Origin of the sequence: Ensifer sp. (genome assembly GCF_035999135.1) — a bacterium.
GTDB lineage: Bacteria > Pseudomonadota > Alphaproteobacteria > Rhizobiales > Rhizobiaceae > Ensifer.
The window spans coordinates 16274-35135 of record NZ_DASYGZ010000101.1; the positions used below are offsets into that span (position 1 = coordinate 16274).

At 63.2% G+C, this 18862-nt stretch carries 16 protein-coding genes; 11 read left to right on the top strand and 5 right to left on the bottom strand.

All coding sequences use genetic code 11. The features are described from left to right. Nucleotides 1–44: 44 nt before the first annotated feature. The 4 genes from VGO12_RS12120 (at nt 45) to VGO12_RS12135 (ending at nt 5652) form a co-directional block, all read left to right on the top strand. A complete protein-coding gene (locus tag VGO12_RS12120; protein ID WP_327513000.1) occupies nt 45–1043 on the top strand; it encodes a glutathione S-transferase family protein in 999 nt (332 codons plus the stop codon). Nucleotides 1044–1375: 332 nt separating this feature from the next. After that, nucleotides 1376–2680, top strand: a complete 1305-nt coding sequence (locus VGO12_RS12125) for a cyclopropane-fatty-acyl-phospholipid synthase family protein (protein ID WP_327513001.1) — start codon at nt 1376–1378, stop codon at nt 2678–2680. Nucleotides 2681–2819: 139 nt separating this feature from the next. Beyond that, nucleotides 2820–5126: a Tex family protein gene (locus VGO12_RS12130; RefSeq protein ID WP_327513002.1), complete on the top strand. Its 2307-nt coding sequence runs from the start codon at nt 2820–2822 to the stop codon at nt 5124–5126. 208 nt (nt 5127–5334) lie between these two features. Then, entirely contained in the window at nt 5335–5652 is a 318-nt protein-coding gene (locus tag VGO12_RS12135; RefSeq protein WP_327513003.1) for a hypothetical protein, read from the top strand. Between the two features lie 52 nt (nt 5653–5704). Here the strand turns inward: VGO12_RS12135 and rkpK are convergent, their stop codons facing one another. From rkpK to VGO12_RS12150, 3 genes are all read right to left on the bottom strand, one after another. Continuing rightward, nucleotides 5705–7018: a UDP-glucose 6-dehydrogenase gene (rkpK, locus tag VGO12_RS12140; protein ID WP_327513004.1), complete on the bottom strand. Its 1314-nt coding sequence runs from the start codon at nt 7016–7018 to the stop codon at nt 5705–5707. Between the two features lie 167 nt (nt 7019–7185). Then, the gene (locus tag VGO12_RS12145; protein WP_327513005.1) at nt 7186–8202 is read right to left on the bottom strand and encodes an NAD-dependent epimerase; all 1017 of its coding nucleotides are present in this window, start codon (nt 8200–8202) and stop codon (nt 7186–7188) included. 77 nt (nt 8203–8279) lie between these two features. After that, entirely contained in the window at nt 8280–8603 is a 324-nt protein-coding gene (locus VGO12_RS12150; protein ID WP_327513006.1) for a helix-turn-helix transcriptional regulator, read from the bottom strand. Between the two features lie 50 nt (nt 8604–8653). On the opposite strand from VGO12_RS12150, the gene VGO12_RS12155 reads away from it, so the two are divergent. Both VGO12_RS12155 and VGO12_RS12160 read left to right on the top strand, forming a co-directional pair. Beyond that, nucleotides 8654–9136, top strand: coding sequence for an SRPBCC domain-containing protein (locus VGO12_RS12155; RefSeq protein ID WP_327513008.1), 483 nt, complete (start codon nt 8654–8656; stop codon nt 9134–9136). Nucleotides 9137–9222: 86 nt separating this feature from the next. Next, a complete protein-coding gene (locus VGO12_RS12160) occupies nt 9223–9582 on the top strand; it encodes a hypothetical protein (RefSeq protein WP_327513009.1) in 360 nt (119 codons plus the stop codon). Nucleotides 9583–9643: 61 nt separating this feature from the next. Here the strand turns inward: VGO12_RS12160 and VGO12_RS12165 are convergent, their stop codons facing one another. Continuing rightward, entirely contained in the window at nt 9644–10399 is a 756-nt protein-coding gene (locus VGO12_RS12165; RefSeq protein ID WP_327513010.1) for a L,D-transpeptidase, read from the bottom strand. A gap of 237 nt (nt 10400–10636) precedes the next feature. On the opposite strand from VGO12_RS12165, the gene recO reads away from it, so the two are divergent. Next, nucleotides 10637–11383 carry a DNA repair protein RecO gene (gene recO, locus VGO12_RS12170; RefSeq protein ID WP_327513011.1) on the top strand — a complete coding sequence of 249 codons (747 nt, stop codon included), beginning with the start codon at nt 10637–10639 and terminating at the stop codon, nt 11381–11383. Between the two features lie 15 nt (nt 11384–11398). Continuing rightward, on the top strand, nt 11399–11905 hold the full coding sequence (locus VGO12_RS12175; protein WP_327513012.1) for a PaaI family thioesterase: 507 nt from the start codon (nt 11399–11401) through the stop codon (nt 11903–11905). A 227-nt stretch (nt 11906–12132) separates the two neighbouring features. Here VGO12_RS12175 and VGO12_RS12180 read toward each other — a convergent pair whose 3' ends face one another. Next, a complete protein-coding gene (locus VGO12_RS12180) occupies nt 12133–14145 on the bottom strand; it encodes a PhoX family phosphatase (RefSeq protein WP_327513013.1) in 2013 nt (670 codons plus the stop codon). Nucleotides 14146–14340: 195 nt separating this feature from the next. On the opposite strand from VGO12_RS12180, the gene VGO12_RS12185 reads away from it, so the two are divergent. The 3 genes from VGO12_RS12185 to VGO12_RS12195 all read left to right on the top strand — a co-directional run bounded on the left by VGO12_RS12185 (nt 14341) and on the right by VGO12_RS12195 (nt 18846). Then, nucleotides 14341–17175 (top strand): DUF2339 domain-containing protein, encoded by a 2835-nt coding sequence (locus VGO12_RS12185; RefSeq protein WP_327513014.1) that lies wholly within the window; start codon nt 14341–14343, stop codon nt 17173–17175. 9 nt (nt 17176–17184) lie between these two features. Next, nucleotides 17185–17841, top strand: a complete 657-nt coding sequence (locus VGO12_RS12190; RefSeq protein WP_327513015.1) for an HD domain-containing protein — start codon at nt 17185–17187, stop codon at nt 17839–17841. Between the two features lie 153 nt (nt 17842–17994). Beyond that, complete coding sequence (locus VGO12_RS12195) at nt 17995–18846, top strand: MOSC domain-containing protein (RefSeq protein WP_327513028.1); 852 nt, start codon at nt 17995–17997, stop codon at nt 18844–18846. Nucleotides 18847–18862 lie beyond the last annotated feature (16 nt).

Below are 18862 nucleotides of genomic sequence, written 5' to 3' on the forward strand. Positions count from 1 at the left end.
CGTGAGAGGTAGCGGTCGCTGATTTTGCGATCGGGAGAAGTGAGATGCCGCAGCTTGTCGAGGGAAAATGGGTCAAGGGTGATGTGGCGGCCAGCGAGATGAAGGGCGGTGCGTTTCATCGCGAGCCCACCCGTTTCCATCGCTGGATCACGCCGGATGGCGAGCCCGGTCCCGAAGGTCAGCAGGCCTTGCCGGCCGAGGCGGGCCGTTACCGGCTGTTTGTCTCCTATCTGTGCCCCTGGGCGTCGCGCACCATCGCCTTTCGCAATCTCAAGGGCCTGCAGGACATCGTCGGCCTCACGGTTTCAAATCCGGAGCTCGGTGAGGACGGCTGGGTCTATGACGGGCCAGTGGACGCAGGTGCGCGTATCGGGAACATCCGCTTTCACCATGAACTCTACGTCGCCAGCGACCCGACCTACACCGGCAAGGTATCGGTACCGGTTCTCTGGGACATGAAGGACGGGCGGATCGTCAACAATGAGTCCGCCGACATCATCCGCATCCTCAACTCCGCCTTCGACGATCTGACCGGCAACAGGCTCGATTTTTATCCGCGGGCACTGCGTGCCGAGATCGAGCGCTGGAACGGCCCGATCTATGAGCGTGTCAACAACGGCGTCTACCGCGCCGGTTTTGCCAAGACGCAAAGCGCCTATGAGGAGGCGGTAGCGGGCCTGTTCGGCATGCTCGACGAATTGGAACGTCACCTTTCGGCCAACCGTTACCTTGCCGGCAAGCATCTGACGGAAGCCGATATCCGCCTTTTCGTCACGTTGGTCCGCTTCGACGCGGCCTATCACGGCGCCTTCAAGTGCAATGTCCGCCGGATCGAGGACTATCCGGCCCTGTCGAACTATCAGCGTGAAATCTACCAATGGCCGGGAATGCGCGAGAGTGTGCGCATCGACCACATCAAACGCGGGTACTACGGCATTGCGCACATCAATCCGACCCGCATCGTGCCCGCCGGCCCGATCCTCGACTTCGATCGTCCGCATGACCGCGCGCGCCTTTGGGGGGAAGGCGTCCTTGCCGCCTGATTGCTTCCACCAGCATTTGCTAAGGAAACAAATTTATGAGGGGCCATTAAGAACCCATTGTCGATCGGTCGGAACTTCCTAAGTTAATGGAAGTTCTGATGGATAGGAGCCCGACGGGGTTTGGCCTGACGACGAACCGGTCGCTGATGCGCGTCGAAACTGAAGCGTCGGCCGGATGGTCGCAAGGCTAGGCCGGAGCCGGTTCTCGTCGCTCCCGGACGCGCCCGCATCCCCTCCCGTACGCGCGCGCATTTCTCTGGAAGCCCCGAAAGAGCCGACCCATCGCATCTCCTGTCCGCCAGGGCATGTCGGTCGTCTGGTAGGGGTGAGACATGAACGCAGCCTTTTTGACATTGCTTCGCCGCCTGGTTCGTCGCGGCAACCTGACAGTCACTTTTTCGTCCGGTGAACGGCTCGTTTTCGGCGACGAAAGCGGCAAGTCGGCGGCGATCCGGATCGTCGACCCGGAGGCGGAAGCGGCAATCGTTCGTGATCCGGCGCTTCGTTTCGGCGAGTTGTACATGGACGGGCGCGTCCTGATCGAACAGGGCGATATCTTTGACGTGCTATCGATCGTAAAGGAAAACGGCATCGAGAACGCGGCGAATGCCACCAACACGATGACCGCCCTCTGGCATGTGCTGCGTCAGCAGCTGTTGAGCCGCCTGCCGGTCAATCGGAACAGGCGCAACGTCGCCCATCACTACGATCTCGACCGCAAGCTGTTCGACCTGTTCCTTGACGAGGACTGGCAATATTCCTGCGCCTATTTTCAGCCCACGGGAATATCGCTCGATGCCGCCCAGCTTGCCAAAAAACGGCACATCGCCGCCAAGCTTTTGCTTCAGCCTGGACAAAAGGTGCTCGAAGTCGGCTCCGGCTGGGGCGGAATGGCGATGTATCTCGCCGAATCCTCTGGTGTCGAGGTCACTGGCATCACGCTGAGTGCGGAGCAGCTCAAGGTCTCGCGTGACCGCGCCGAAAGGCGCGGCCTGTCCGACCGCGTGCGGTTCGAACTACAGGATTACCGCAGCCTGCAAGGCCGGCAATTCGACCGCATCGTCTCGGTCGGCATGTTCGAGCATGTCGGCATCGGCAACTACGGCAACTTCTTCGGCAAGATGAAGGAGCTGTTGAAGCCGGATGGTGTGATGCTGCTGCATTCGATCGGCCAGGTCTACAAACCCTGGGCAACCAATCCGTGGATCGAGAAATACATCTTCCCCGGCGGCTACATACCGGCCCTTTCCGAAGTTCTGCCATCGGTCGAACGCACGTGGCTTCTCGTCAAGGATGTCGAGATCCTGCCTATGCACTACGCCTGGACGCTCAGGGCCTGGCGCGAGCGCTTTGTTGCCCGGCGCAAGGAGGTGCTGAAGCTCTATGACGAACGCTTCTTCCGCATGTGGGAGTTCTATCTGGCGGCGTCCGAGACCGCCTTCCTCTATGACAAGCATTTCATCTTCCAGCTTCAGCTGTCGCCATCGCTCAATACTGTTCCCGTCGCGCGCGGCTACATCGAACAGCGCGAGCGGCAGCTGATCGAGTTCGAGAAGCGCCGGCCACCGCTTGAGCCGGTCAACACCTGGGACGTGAAGCCGGAAGCCGAGCCCGTCGAGCCTGCCATGGCGTGCTGAGCCGATGGTCGTTGCGCCTGTATGCGGGACGGCCGACCCATCTTCTGTGGAGTTCCGGTTTTCCCGAGACGGCCTTCACTTGGCCTTCAAGGTCTGCGCCTTTATGGTCGCCGACCAAACAGCAAAGACGGAACTCCCCATGGCAAGCCCTGCAAAACCCATCGCCGCCATCATCGCCGCCGAAATCAAGGCAACGCCGTCGCAGGTTGTTGCCGCGGTCGAGTTGCTCGACGAGGGAGCAACGGTGCCGTTCATCGCGCGCTACCGCAAGGAAGTGACCGGTGGGCTCGACGACACGCAGCTGCGCAACCTTGCGGAGCGCCTGACCTATCTGCGTGAACTTGAAGCGCGCCGCGCCTCGATCCTCGATTCGATCCGCGGCCAAGGCAAACTGACGGACGAGCTTGAAGCCAAGATTGCCGCAGTCGACACCAAGGCCGAGCTCGAAGACATCTATCTGCCTTACAAGCCAAAGCGCCGCACCAAGGCGGAGATTGCCCGTGAGCGTGGTCTCGGCCCATTGGCCGAGGCGATCCTTGCCGACCGTTCTGTCGCGCCCGCGGACCGTGCGACCGCCTTCCTGACCGCCGAGGTGGCCGACGTGAAGGCGGCGCTCGAAGGCGCGCGCGACATCATCGCCGAAGGCATGACGGAAAATGCCGATCTGCTCGGGCGCCTGCGCACCCATATGAAGGGGGCCGCCTTTCTGCGCGCCAAGGTGGTCGACGGCAAGCAGGAGGCGGGCGCCAAGTTCTCGGACTATTTCGACCATTCCGAACGCTGGGCCACGACCCCTGGCCATCGCGCGCTTGCGATGTTGCGCGGTTGGAACGAAGAGGTTCTCTCCGTCGATATCATCGTCGACCAGGACGACACCTCGCCGGTCAAGCCGGTCGAGCGCATGATCGCCGCCGCCTACAATGTCGGCGCGCATCTTCCGGGTGACAAGTGGCTCGCCGAGATGATCGGCTGGACCTGGCGGGTGAAGCTCTCCATGTCGCTGTCGCTCGACCTGATGCGCGAACTGCGTGAACGGGCCGAAGAGGAGGCGATCCATGTCTTTGCCCGCAACCTCAAGGACCTGTTGCTTGCCGCACCCGCAGGGTCGCGCGCGACGATGGGGCTCGATCCGGGCATCCGCACCGGCGTCAAGGTCGCCATCGTCGATGGCACCGGCAAGCTGCTCGAAACCACCACCGTCTATCCGTTCCCGCCGAAGAACGACGTGCGCGGCACCCAGGCCGAGCTCGCGTCGCTCATCCGCAAGCACAAGGTGGAACTGATCGCCATCGGCAACGGTACCGGCAGCCGCGAGACGGAAAAGCTGGTCGCCGACATGTTGCAGCAGCTCCCGGCGCCGAAGCCGACCAAGGTCATCGTTTCGGAGGCCGGCGCATCCGTCTATTCAGCCTCGGAAACCGCGGCGCTCGAGTTTCCGGGCCTCGACGTCTCGCTGCGCGGCGCGGTCTCGATCGCCCGTCGCCTGCAGGATCCGTTGGCGGAACTCGTGAAGATCGAACCGAAATCGATCGGCGTCGGCCAGTACCAGCACGACGTTGACCAGTCGAAGCTCAGCCGCTCGCTCGACGCCGTCGTCGAAGACGCGGTGAACGCCGTCGGCGTCGACGTCAACACCGCTTCGGCGCCCCTGCTTGCGCGCGTGTCCGGTCTTGGCAAATCCTCGGCCGAGGCGATCGTTGCCCATCGCGATCAGACCGGTCCCTTCGCCAGCCGCAAGGAACTCTTGAAGGTGCCGCGGCTCGGTGCACGCACCTTCGAGCAGTGCGCCGGCTTCCTGCGCATTCCCAACGGCAACGAGCCGCTCGACGCCTCCTCTGTCCACCCGGAAGCCTATGGCGTTGCCAAGAAGATCGTTGCAGCCTGCGGGCGGGACGTGCGCGCCTTGATGGGTGACAGCGTCGCCCTGAAGAAGCTCGACCCGAAGACCTTCGTCGACGAGCGCTTCGGATTGCCGACCGTCAAGGACATTCTCGCCGAACTGGAAAAGCCGGGCCGCGATCCGCGCCCGAGCTTCAAGACCGCGACCTTCGCCGACGGCATCGACGACATCAAGGATCTGAAGGTCGGCATGCAGCTCGAAGGCACCGTGACCAACGTTGCAGCATTCGGCGCTTTCGTCGACATCGGCGTGCATCAGGACGGCCTCGTACATGTGTCCCAGCTCGCGGACCGCTTCGTCAAGGATCCGCACGAGGTGGTCAAGGCAGGCGATGTCGTGACCGTGCGCGTGACCGAGGTCGACGTCCCCCGCAAGCGGATCGGCCTAACCATGCGTAAGGACGGTGGCGCAGAGCAAGCCCGCGAGGCAAGGACGAGCGCGCCCGCCGGCGGCAATCGTGGCGCGCAAACGCGTCAGCAAAAGCCGCAGCAGCCATCCCAGGGCGCTTTCGGCGCGGCCCTGATGGAAGCGATGAAACGCAAGTAGTGATTTGCGTTGGCCGGGGCGCAACGGGCCCCGGCTGGCACGCTTTATAAATTAGATAATTGTAATAATAGCGCCTTTCGACCATACTGTCCGTATGGCGGTTGCGCGCGCCGTGCATCTCGCGCGATGCCGCTGTCAAAGCCGGTCGCCGACGAAAGGTCAGCGGAGCCTCTTCCTCCGCCGAGCGTCCGGCGAAAGGAGTTGCGTCATGGTTCGCAAGGCGATCCGCAGTCTGGCGCTGGCCGCACTTCTGACGGCCGGAGTGACGGCTGAGCCGGTTCCGGCAGTTTCCCAGGCACCGATGAATTGCGCCGACCGATCCGAAGTGATTGCGTTTCTGGCCGGGCAGTATCGGGAGAAACCGGCCGCCACCGCCCAGATCAATGCGCAGGCTATCATGGAAATCTACGCCGCCGACAACGGCAGCTGGACGCTGATCGTCACCGATGTGAACGGTCGCAGCTGCGTCATCCTTGCCGGCAAGAGCTGGGAAGCCCTGCCGGCGCTGCCGGTCCCGAAGGCATAGGCCCAGGAGAGGAGAGGAGGGTGCTTGGGCGCCCCCGATTGCGGCCAGTCTCTCAGAGCGACCGGCCGACGCTCGAATAGGTGAAGCCGTGCTTCACCACCTCGTCCTGGCGATAGATGTTGCGCAGGTCGACGAGAACGGGCGTCTTCATCACCGTCTTCAAACGGCGGAAATCAAGCGCGCGGAACTCGTTCCATTCGGTGACGATCACCAGGGCGTCGGCTTCGTTGGCAGCCTCATAGGGATCGCCGGCATAGTCGATGCCGTCGATGATCTTCCTGGCGTTCTCCATGCCCTCGGGATCGTAGCCGATGACGTGGGCGCCGGCATCCTTCAGCGTCTGAACGATCGCGATCGCCGGGCTGTCGCGCATGTCGTCGGTGTTCGGCTTGAAGGTCAGGCCGAGGATCGCGATCTTGCGGCCACGCACGTCACCGCCGGCAGCCGCAATCACCTTACGGCCCATCGCCCGCTTGCGGTTGTCGTTGACCGCAACGGTCGTCTCGACCAGCCGCACGGGGCTGTCGTGATCCTGCGCGGTCTTCACCAGCGCCAGCGTATCCTTCGGGAAGCACGATCCACCGTAGCCGGGGCCTGCATGCAGGAACTTGGACCCGATGCGGCCATCAAGGCCGATGCCGCGGGCGACGTCCTGTACATTGGCGCCGACCCGTTCGCAGAGGTCGGCCATTTCGTTGATGAAGGTGATCTTCATCGCGAGGAACGCGTTGCCGGCATATTTGATCAGCTCGGAGGTCCGGCGGGAGGTAAAGACCAGCGGCGACTGGTTGAGGTAGAGCGGACGGTAGACCTCGGTCATGACGTCGCGTGCCCGCACGTCGTCACCGGAAAGACCGATGACGATCCGGTCCGGCCGCTTGAAGTCCTCGATGGCAGCGCCTTCGCGCAGGAACTCCGGATTGGAGACAACGGCGAAATCGGCATCGGGATTGGTCTCGCGGATGATGCGCTCCACCTCGTCGCCGGTGCCGACCGGCACGGTCGATTTCGTGACGATGACCGTGAACCCCTTGAGGTTCTCGGCGATCTCGCGTGCGGCGGCGTGGACATAGGAGAGATCGGCGTGTCCGTCGCCGCGGCGCGACGGCGTGCCGACGGCGATGAAGATGACGTCGCTGTCGGCAACGGCGGCGACGAGATCGGTCGTGAACGTGAGCCGACCCGAGGCGACGTTGCTTGCGACCAGCTGTTCGAGGCCCGGCTCGAAGATCGGAATGCGCCCCTGCATCAAGGCGTCGATCTTGCTCTCGTCCTTGTCGAGGCAGACGACGTCATGACCGAAATCCGCAAAACACACGCCGGAAACAAGGCCAACATAGCCGGCGCCGATCATCGTGACTTTCATAGGCTCTTTCCCTTGTTGTGTTCCACAGCGAGCTCAGACCATAAAACGTGCAAATGCGTATTTTTGCAATTGCTTATGCGCTCGGGTGTACACCCATTTATGCCCGCTTGCCGTCAAGGCAAGCGTTCCGTCAGCAAGTATTTGAGTTCAAAATAGGTAGGTCCGATTTATCGGCGCGTACTGAAGTAATCCTTGTACCAGGCGGCAAAGCGCGCGACGCCCTCCTCGACCGGGATCGCCGGCTTGAATTCGGTCAGCGCTTCCAGGAGTTCGGGCGAGGCGTAGGTTCGCGGGACATCGCCCTGCTGCATCGGCAGCATGTTTTTGAGCGCCGGCTTGCCCACGGCCTTTTCGACGGTTTCGACAAAGGTCATCAGCTCCACCGGTTGACCGCCGCCGATGTTGACGACGCGGAACGGCCCCTGGCGCGACAGCGTGTCCTCGGCCTTTTCGGCGGGTACGCGGTTCTCCTCGGCGGGCGCCACGTGCGACAGGCGGAGGATGCCTTCCACGAGGTCGTCGATGTAGGTGAAGTCGCGGCTCATGCGGCCTTCGCCATAGATATCGATTGCCTGCCCCTTGTGAATGGCATCGACGAACTTGAACAGCGCCATATCAGGCCGGCCCCAGGGGCCATAGACGGTGAAGAAGCGGAACGCGGTCGTCGGCACCTTGTAGAGATGGGCATAGCTGTGCGCCATCAGCTCCATCGATTTCTTGGTGGCGGCATAAAGCGTCATCGGTTCGTCGGCGCGATCGGTTTCGGCAAACGGGATTTTCTCGTTGGCGCCGTAGATCGAGGACGTCGAGGCGAGCATCAGGTGCTTGGGTTGAAGTTCGCGCGCAAGCTCCAACACGTTCCAGGAGCCGATGAGATTGGAATCGACATAGGCCTTCGGATTTTCGAGGCTGTAGCGCACGCCCGCCTGAGCGGCGAGGTGAATGATGACCTCGGGTTCCGCGAGTTCCGCCGCCCGGTGAAGCGCGTCCCTGTCCTCGAGCATGCCGACGACGGCCTTGAAGCCGTTCGAGCGCTCGAGGATCGCGTGCCGATGCTCTTTCAGGGTGACGTCGTAGTAAGGGGTCATGCCGTCGAAGCCGACAACGAAATGTCCTTCGTCGATCAGCCTCTTGGCGAGATGAAAGCCGATGAAGCCTGCGGTACCGGTGATGAGATAGCGCACAACAATATCCCCGAGTTGCCTGTCGGCCGTTCATACGAAGAAAGCGGATCGATTGAAAGCCGAAACGACGATTCTGGTTACCGGTCGAGGTCCTGCTTGAGCGCCGACAGGACCGACATGGCGTGGCCGGCATACTGGCTGATCCAGCGATCATGAATGGCCTGAATGGGCAACGCATTCAAATGGTTCCAGCGTTCGCGCCCCTCGCGCCTCACCATCACGAGTTCGGCCTCTTCGAGAACCTTCAGGTGCTGCATCACCGTGCATCGATCAAGGTCGCCGAACTGCTCGCACAGCATGCCGGTCGTCTGCGGGGCAAGCTTCATGGCGTCGAGCATCCTGCGGCGAAGGCCGTTGGAGAGCGCCTTGAAGACGAGATCGTCTTTCGAATCGGTTGACATGTTATGTTTTTATAACATATTCTGACCGGGCTCAATAGGAGGAACACGCCATGCCCTTCGAATTCCGCGTGAATGGGCGGATCGATCGCCCCGTCGCCGAGGTCTTCGACGCCGTTGTCAATCCCGACCAGCTCAGCCGCTACTTCGTGACGCTCGGTGGCATCAGCGGACCGCTGGTCGCCGGCGCCACGGTGATCTGGTGGGGAGAGGTGCCGATCATTGTCGAGGAGGTTGCCGCCAACGAGCGCATCGTTCTTCGTTGGGATGCCATGGTTGGCAAGGGCGAGGAGCCCTACAAGACCCGGGTGGAGATGCGCTTCCAGCCGCTTGAGGATGGCGCCACCATGGTGACGATTGCCGAAAATGGCTGGCGTGAGAACGAGCAGGGGCAGAAGAGCTCCTACATCAACTGCGAGGGCTGGTCGCAGATGCTTGCCTGCATGAAGGCCTGGCTCGAACACGGCATCAACCTGCGTGAGGGCTACTATGTGAGCGAGCTCTCCGGAAAACCGGCCCTGGAGCCGCAGGTCTAACGCGGCCGGGGGCCGCCTACAAGGAACCAACAGGTCGACAACGACCCGCACCGACAGGACGTCGTGCGGCAACAGGAGCGTGTGCAATGACGAGAATCACGGGCGGTATCAACATCGCGATGAAGGTGCCTTCGCATCAATTTGACGCGGTCGTCGCCTTCTATCGCGACACGATCGGTCTGGAGCCGATCTCGGAAAAGCTGCCGGCGATCGGCTTCAGGCTTGGGCCGAACCAGCTGTGGATCGACGAGGCGTCGAACTACAGCCAGGCCGAGGTCTGGCTCGAGCTCTTTGCCGACGACCATGCCGCAGCACTCGGCCGCCTGGCCGCCAGCAACGTGGTCAGGTGCGACCATGTGGAGGAACTTGGAAAGGACTTCCGCGGAGGCTGGATCATGAACCCGGCCAACATCGTGCACATGGTTCGTGCGCCGGACGCCTGGTAAGAATCCTGCCCTCGAGCGGAAGGGCCCGAGGGCAGGACATGAATTTATGGGTGCTCCGGTCTCAATAGGCCGGCGGCAGGCCGCCATTGCCGACCGAGGCCATCGGCACGCCCGCGGCCGGCGTGCTCATGGCCGGCTCGCTCATCGGCGGTTCGGCCTGCAGCACGACGACACGCGAATCGAGCGGGACGCGGCTGTAGAGGTCGATGATATCAGGGTTGAAGAGGCGGATGCAGCCGCTCGACACGGCGGTGCCGATCGACCAGGCTTCGGTGGTGCCGTGGATGCGGAACAGCGTGTCCCGGTTTCCCTGGAAGAGATAGAGTGCGCGCGGTCCAAGCGGGTTGCGCACGCCGGGTTCCATGCCGCCAGCAAGCGGTCCGTAGCGCTCGGGCTCTCGTGCCACCATGTCCTGCGTCGGCGTCCAGCGCGGCCATTCGGCCTTGCGGGCGATGCGCGCTTCACCTTCGAATTCCAGGCCGGCCTTGCCGACGCCGATGCCGTAGCGCATCGCCATGCCGCCATCCTGGACGAGGTAGAGGAAGCGGTTCCGGGTGTCGATGACGATCGTGCCCGGCGGCTCGTGAGTCTGGTAGGCGACCTGCTGGCGCAGGTAGCGCTTGTTCACCTTGCTGATGTCGATCGCGTCGAGCGGGAACTTCTCGTTTGGCAGCGCTCCGTACATCGCCACATAGTATGGATCCGGTCCCTTCGGCTTGACCGGTCCCGGGGTGACGCAGCTTGCGAGCGTCGAGGTGGCGAGAAGAAGGGCGAAGAGCTGCGCCAGGCGGCCGGCGCTGTTCCGGGACACACACATAATGAAATATCTTGATCCTGCTTATTGTCATTTCGGGCGGGAGGCACGGCTTTGCCGCGCTCCCGTTCTAATGTCAAACATGGCATCGGGGCGGCGACAGCATGTCGCAAATGAGGTAACCGGCAGGTGTAACCGAAAGGCGACACTCGCTCGCACCCGAAATCCGACGGCTCCGCTGTTCATCACATGCACCATCATCGCTTGATCCGGCTTTGGCGGCGGGTGTATGCCATTGGGATGCAATGGAGCGACCAGGCCATCATTCTCGGGGTTCGGCGGCACGGCGAAAGCTCGGCCATTGCCGAGGTCATGAGCGCCGCCCACGGCCGGCACCTGGGCATGGTCCGTTCGGGGCGGTCGCGCGCCATGCAGCCGGTGCTGCAGCCAGGCAACTCGGTGGAGGTGACCTGGCGCGCGCGGCTCGACGAGCATATGGGCGAATTCCGCATCGAGCCGGTGGAACTGCGCGCTGCCCGGCTGATGGAAACGGCGACCTCGGTCTACGGCATCCAGGCGCTCGGCGGGCTCTTGCGCCTGCTGCCGGAACGTGACCCGCATCCGCATCTCTACGAAGCGCTGACCGTCATCGTCGATCATCTCGCCGATCCTGCCGATGCCGGTGAATTGTTCGTCCGCTTCGAGCTGGCCGTTCTCAACGATCTCGGCTTCGGCCTCGACCTCACCGAGTGCGTGGCAACCGGCGCGCGCACCGAACTGGTCTATGTCTCGCCGAAATCGGGCAGGGCCGTCTGTCGCGCCGCCGGCGAGCGTTACGCTGACCGCATGCTGGCGCTGCCGGGCTTCCTTTCCACCGAAACACGTCGGGCTGCCGATCCGGACAGCCTGACGGAGGCCTTTCGCCTCACGGCCTTCTTCCTTCACCGCCATGTCTATGAACCGCGTGGTCTTGACGTCTCATCCGCCCGCGACGGTTTCGTCCATGCGGCGCTCAAGGCGCTCAAAGCCCAGGCCTCGGCCGCCTGACACCAGGAGTTCCAGATGCTTGAACTTTATCCCGGAATGCCCGTATCCGGCATCGGCGTCCTGCCGCTTGATCGCGTTGCTCGCGATGGCGGCCTGAAGGCCATGCAGGATCTCTTGAGCGGCGAACTGCCGGCCCCGCCGATGTCGGCGACGCTGAAGTTCGGCCTGGTGGAGGTCGAGGAGGGCAGGGTGATGTTCCGGGGATTGCCGACCGAAGAGCATCTCAACCCGCTTGGCACCGTCCATGGCGGATGGACGGCGACGATCATGGATTCGGCCCTCGGCTGCGCGGTCTTCGCCACGATCAAACCCGGCGAAGCCTATACGACGATCGAGTTCAAGCTGAACCTGGTGCGCCCGCTGCTGCCGGGCATGGGCGAAGTCTTTTGCGAGGGGCGCATCGTGCATCGCGGGCGCACGATCGCGACGTCGGAGGCCTGGCTGCGGGACGGCAACGGCAAGCTGTTGGCCCATGGCACGGAAACCTGCGCGATCTTTCCGATCGACAATCTGCGGCGCTAAGCAACTCCAGGAAAAGTGCGTAGCGGTTTTCCGTCCGGAGTTGCGGTACGAAAACCAACTCCAGGAAAAGTGCGTAGCGGTTTTCCGTCCGGATTTGTGGCACGAAACCAACTCCAGGAAAAGTGCGAAGCGGTTTTCTGTCCGGAGTTGCGTCACGAGAAACCAACCCCGCAACGAAAGACGCCGCGCACGAATGCGCGGCGTCTGTCTGCCAATCGCCGCCTTTGTCAGCCGATACGGCCGCCACCCTGTTTGGTCACGGCAACGACGGCCGGGCGCACCGGCATGTCGTCCTTGAAGTCCGGCCAGCGGGTGGCCGGGGTCTCGTAGGTCGCAAGACCCGCGTCGCCTGGATGCTGGACCGCGAGGAAGAAGGTATCAGATGTCGGGTTGAAGCAGGGGCCGCACATCTCGGCGCCGACAGGCACGCGGAAGAAGAGCTTCGATGTGCCGCGCGCGGCACCATCCGTGTCGACCGCCCAGATACCATCGGTGCGACCGGTGTCCTTCTCGTTATTGCCGTCGGTCGCCACCCACAGACGGCCCTCGGCGTCGATCGCACAATTGTCCGGCATCCCGAACCAGCCGTTCTTGGTGGTCGCCGTCGAGAACGACGCGCCGACGTCGGCAACAGCAGGGTCGCCACACTTCAGGAGCACGTCCCAGCGGCTTTTCAGCGAGGCAAAATTGCCATCCGTCTCGGTGATCTCGACGATGTGGCCGAAGGCGTTCTTGGCGCGCGGATTGGCGGCGTCGACTTCTTCTGCCTTGCGCTTGGTGTTGTTGGTCAGCATGACATAGACTTTGCCCGTGCCGGGGTTCGGCTGAATGTCTTCCGGCCGGTCCATCTTGGTGGCGCCAAGGGCGTCTGAAGCAAGGCGGGTGTTGATCAGCACGTCGGCCTGCGATGCGAAGCCGTTGGCCTCCGTCAGCGGACCTTCGCCATGGGTGAGCGGCATCCAGGTGACGGTGCCGTCTTCATCGAACTTGGCGACATAAAGCGTGCCCTCGTCGAAGAGATCCATGTTGGCGGCACGGTCGTCCGGGTTGAACGTGCCCTTGGTCACGAACTTGTAGACATAGTCGTAGCGCTCGTCGTCACCGGAATAGAGCACGACGCGTCCGTCCTTGTTGACGATCGATTCGCAGCCTTCATGCTTGTAACGGCCAAGCGCGGTGCGCTTCTTCGGCACGGAGGTCGGATCGAGCGCATCGACCTCGACGATCCAGCCGAAGCGATTGGCTTCGGTCGGCTCCTTGGCGACATCGAAGCGGTCGTAGAAGGAAGCCCATTCATACTGGCCGCCGGGCGCGCCGAGGCGTTTCAGCTGCTTGTATTCCGGGTGGTCCTCGGCGATCTCGCCGCCAAAATAGCCGTTGAAGTTCTCCTCGGCCATCATGTAGGTGCCCCAGGCAGTGACGCCACCGGCGCAGTTGTTGAGCGTACCGAACACTTTTTTTCCGGTCGGGTCGGACGGTGTCTTCAGGCGGTCGTGCCCAGCCGCAGGTCCCGTGACCTGCATTTCGGTGTTGGCTGTGATCCGACGGTTGTACTTGCCGTCGAGCACCGGCTGCCACTTGCCGTCGACCTTGCGGATCTCGACGATGGTGCCACCATGCGCAGCCATCTCGATATCGACCAGCTCCTTGCTGTATTCGCCGAGGACGACCTTCTCTTCCTCGACCTCCTTGCCGTCCTTCGTCACCTTTTCCTTCACGATCGAGGCGAAGGCGGGGAACATCAGTTCGGCATTGGTGTATTCGTGATTGACGACGAGCAGCCCGTGGTCGGCGCTGCCCTCGAGTGGGATGAAGCCGACATAGTCGTTGTTGTAGCCGAACAGCTTTTCCTGGGCGGCCGCGGTCTGGTTCTTCGGGTCGAAATCCGGGCTGTCGGCGAAGATCTTGTCGCCCCAGCGCAACAGGATATCGGCGTCGTAACCCTCGGCAACGTGATGCTTTTCGTCGATGCCGACCTCGATCTCGGTGAAGTCGAAGCGCGAACCGTCCTCGGCGCGTGCTTCGTCGGCCGTCAGCAGCGCGAGCGGGCTGACGGTCGTGGAAATCGCCGCAACCGCGAGCGAGCCGCCGATGAACGAGCGACGCGAGAAACGACGATGGATGATGTCACCCATCGTCGGGTTGGTGGAACAGTTCTGGCCAATGTCTTCCAGCTCTTCCCTGCGCCCCGTCAGCGTCTTGAATTCGGTTTCTTCGGTCGGTCCGAGGTGCGTGTCCATGATCGGCTCTCCTGGTTAAACGTGGAAACCACCGCGGCCGGACCGCGGTGCTCATCCGCCTGTACCAGTCGCGCGGTGACAGTTCTGCGACATTTCCGTGAAGAGATTGCAGCGCTCGCCCGTCTATGGATTTGGTGAGCGCACAAAAGTCTGTATGGTTGCGCCTGCCGGCGATTGCGACTGCCAGGGGAAAACATGTTCGAACTCATTGCTTTAGCTGCCTTTGTTCTCGCCCTCTCCGCCCATTTCGGCGGGCGGAAGGCGGCCGAGCGGATGGAGCGCGAGCTCGCCGCGCTGAAGGCGGAGCTCGTCGGGCTCAAGGCGTCGGGAGGCGAAGTCGCAGCACCCGCCGAGGCAGACGAAGGCCTTGCCACCGCACCGTCGGCCGCCGCAGAGACCGCCGATGAGGCAGCCGTGCCGTTGTCGGCAGACGGTGCGCGTGGAGAGGCGCATCTCGTTGGCGACGCGATCGAGAACGAGGAGGCGGGCTCTGCCCACGACGCGGTGCCGGAAACGGTGCCCGTTGCAGCCATGGCGCTGGGTCCGAGCGAGAGCCTCGAAAGCAGGCTCGGCGCGCGCTGGGCGGTCTGGGTCGGTGGCGTTGCCCTGGCTCTCGGCGGCGTCTTCATGGTCAAGTATTCGATCGATGCAGGGCTTCTGAGCCCCGCCGTTCGCCTGACACTCGCCGCCCTGTTCGCGCTGCTGCTGCTTGCAGCCGGTGAGGTCATTCGCCGACGCGCCGTGCCCGTGATTGCCGATGAATTCCGGAACGCGATGATCCCCGGCATCCTGACCGCCGCTGGCGCGGTCACGCTGTTTGGCGTCGTTTATGCCGCCCACGGCATCTACGATTACATCGGCACCACAACGGCCTTCCTTCTCCTTGCCGTGATATCGCTTGCAACGGTCGGCCTGTCGCTGCTGCACGGCCAGGCGCTGGCCGGCCTCGGCCTGCTCGCCTCGCTGTTGACGCCGGCTCTCGTTTCCAGCAACGAGCCGAGCCCCTGGGTTCTCTTCGGCTTCCTGTCGGTCGTCTGGCTCGCGACCCTTTTCGCCTCGCGGGTGCGGCACTGGACCATCGTTCCAACACTCGCCAATGTCGGCGTCGGGCTCTGGGGGCTCGCCTATGTCGCGCTCAGCTCTCCGTTCGAACCGCGGCCAGTGGCTCTTGCCTTGCTCGTCATCATCGCCGGGGTCGGTCTTCTTTGGCCCGGCGGCCGCGAAGCTGAGCTGGTCGTCGATGTGCCGGAAACGCCCGAGACACCCGAAGGATCGGAAACGACCGCACGCCCCCGTCCTGTCGCCGGACCGTGGGAGCGCCTTTTCATGCCGCCCCATGCGGCGATCTCCATTTCGGCGGCCATCACCGTTACCGCGCTGGCCTTGCTGCTGATCAGTCCGGCGGTTGCCGCGATTCGCTATCCTGTGAGCGAATTCACTGTCGTGATTGTCGGGCTGGCGATCCTAGGCGCATTGCGGCCGACGGCCGTTTATCCGGCTCTCCTGTCCGCAGTCGGGGCGGTGACCGGCGTCTGGAGCTTGACGGCGCTGAGTGGCGTGCTCGCCTATCTCGACCCTTCGCTGGCTGACGCCCTGCCGGCCATCGTGTTGCCGGGCAGCACCGCCATGGTCACGGCGATGCTGCTTGCGGCGTTGTTTGCCGTATTCGGTGGTTTTGCGCTGGTGCGCCGTCTTGCCACGCATCCGCAATACGCGATGCTCTGGGCTGGTATTGCAGCGACCGTTCCGGTCGCCCTGGTCGCCATGTCGTTCCTGATGACCGGCAATTATTCCTTCGACCTGCCGCATGGGCTCTTCTCGCTCGTGGCCGGTGCCGCGTTGCTCGGTCTTGCCGACTGGCTCTACCGGCGCGACGGCGAAACGCATGTGGTGAACGTTGCAGCCGGGCTTTTGATTGCCGGATCCTTCGCCCAGTTCGTCCTCTTCCTTCACGCCTGGACCGACGGGCTGGTCACGACGCTTACAATCGCGGTGCTCGGCACGGCCTATGCCTTCGCGACGCGCCTCCGCCACTGGCCGATCCTGCCCTGGATGACGGGTGCGGCGGCGATCGTGGTTCTCGGCCGCATCGCCTGGGAGCCGACGATCGTCGGGGCCGGCAATCTCGGAACGACGCCGGTCTTCAATGCACTGTTGCCGGGTTACGGCATTCCGGCGGCCCTGCTCGTTGCGTCAGCCTACTTCCTGAGGGCCTGGCCGGATACGCGTGTGCGCAATCTGCTACAGGCGCTCGCCAGTCTCTTCGTGCTCCTGACGCTGGCGATCCTCGTGCGCCATGCCATGAACGGCGGCGTGCTCGACAGCTCGGTGCCGACCCTTGGCGAACAGTCGATCTACACGCTGCTGGCGATCGGCGCCTCGGCGATCTTCCTCAGCCTCGACCTGAGATCGCCAAGCCCGGTCTTCCGCTATGGCGGCATGGGCCTCGGCGTACTGTCGATGCTGTCGGTGCTTTCCGCCCACCTTGTCGGCCTCAACCCGTATTTCAGCGGCGAGCTCCTCGGGCGGTTCCCTTTCTTCGACCTGCTGCTGATCGGCTACCTGCTGCCAGGCATGGGCTACGCGGCGCTTGCCTGGTATGCCCGCGACAAGCGGCCGCTTGCCTATGTCTCGGCCCTTGCCGTCAGTGGCGCGGTTCTCGCCTTCGTCTGGGCGAGCCTGTCGGTGCGCCGTGCCTGGCAGGGGGAAAACATCGCCGACTGGAAAGGCTTCCTGCAAGGAGAGACCTACACCTACTCGGTCGTCTGGCTGTTGCTTGGGGTGCTTCTCCTGATGCTTGGCTCGCGCTTCCACGCAAAGACCATCCGCATCGCCTCGGCGGTGCTTGTCTTCGTCGCCGTGTTGAAGGTGTTCCTGATCGACATGTCGAACCTCGAAGGCTTCCTGCGGGCGCTGTCCTTCATCGGCCTTGGTGGTGTACTGATCGGTATCGGTCTCTTCTACCAGAAGATTCTCTCCGGTATCGGTGCCGCGCCAAGGGCGCCGGCGACCCCGGCCGAACAGCCATAGGAAATCCCCGTGACGCATGTCTTGAAACTGGCGGCAGCGTTTGCGCCGCATGAGGATCTCGCGGCCGCCTTGCTGCCCCACGCCTTTGCCGCCGACGATGGCTCCCACGACGCCGCGCATTTGATCCGCGTCTGGAAGAATGCCACCCGCATCCAGGCTTCAGAGGGTGGAGATCAGCGCCTGCTGGCGGCGGCCGTCCTGCTGCACGACTGTGTGTCGGTCGAGAAGAATTCGCCGCTTCGCCGGGAGGCGTCGCGGCTCGCCGCGGAAAAGGCCGATGGCATTCTGCGCGCGCTCGGCTGGGACGACGCAGCGATTTTCGCCGTCGGCCATGCCATCCTCACCCACAGCTTCTCCGCCAACATCGCCCCGGAGACGCTGGAGGCAAAGATCCTGCAGGACGCCGACCGGCTCGACGCCATCGGCATGGTCGGCGCCGCCCGCTGCTTCTATATCGCCGGCCGCATGGGGAGCGGCCTTTACGACCCGCTCGATCCGCTCGCAGAGGCGCGCGATCTCGACGACAAGGCCTTCGCCATAGACCATTTCGAGACCAAGCTGTTCCGGCTTGCGGACGGATTCAAGACCGCGGCGGGCCGCCAATTGGCAACCGAGCGGGAAGGGCGGCTGCGCAATGTCCTTGCCATGATGCTGGACGAAATCTGACGCACGGCCGGTATAGGTGCGCGGATTGCACCGGAACATTTCTCCGTTTCCATCCGGCAAAGAAATGATCTAGGCCTTTCAACGGATTGCGATGGCCCGATGAATCGGATCGTCAGGCGCATGAATCAGTTTCTGAAGACGGGGGAAGTGTCCATGAAGGTGACCGGTCTCAACATCCATCCGCTGAAAAGCGGCCGTGCGATTGCGCGCGATGCGGTTCTCGTCAATCTCGATGGATTGGAGGGTGACCGGCGCTTCATGCTGGTCGAGCTCGACGGACGCTTTATCACCCAGCGCGAGTTGCAGCCGCTGGCCCAGGTCGAGGCCAGCCATATCGAAGGCGGCGTGTTTCTGAAAAAGGGCAGGGACGAGATTTCCGTGCGCTTTGATCCAGATCGCCGGCAGACGGTCGTTGTCTGGGGCAGCGAGGTCGATGCGGCCGTGTCCGACGAGGCCACGAACGAGACCCTCTCTACCTGGTTCGGCCGTCCGGTCAAGCTTGCGCACATGGATCAATCGGCCGAGCGTCTTGTCGGCGCCGATTGGGCAGGGTCAGCCGCACCCGTCGGATTTGCCGACGGCTTTCCGATCCTGATCACCACGACCGGGTCGCTCGCCGATCTCAACCGGACACTTGCCGACAAGGGCCAGCAAGCCGTCGGCATGGATCGCTTCCGCACCAATATTCTCGTCGATTGCGACGACGCCTGGGAAGAGGATTTCTGGGAAAGCGTCGAGATCGGCGGCATCACCTTCGATCTCGTCAAGCCCTGCGCCCGCTGCATCATGACGACCCAGGACCAGGTAACAGGCGAGCGCATCGGTGGCAATCCGATCCAGGGACTGGCCGAAAAGCGCATGTCGGCCGACCGTCGCGTGCCCGGCGTGCTCTTCGGCTGGAACGCCGTGCCGCGCAACGAGGGTACCCTCAGGCTCGGCGACGAGGTCAAGATCATCGGCCGTCGCGGTGAGCGCTGGCCGATGAAAGTGCGCGCTTCGGCTTAAGCAAGGAGCGCTCCTG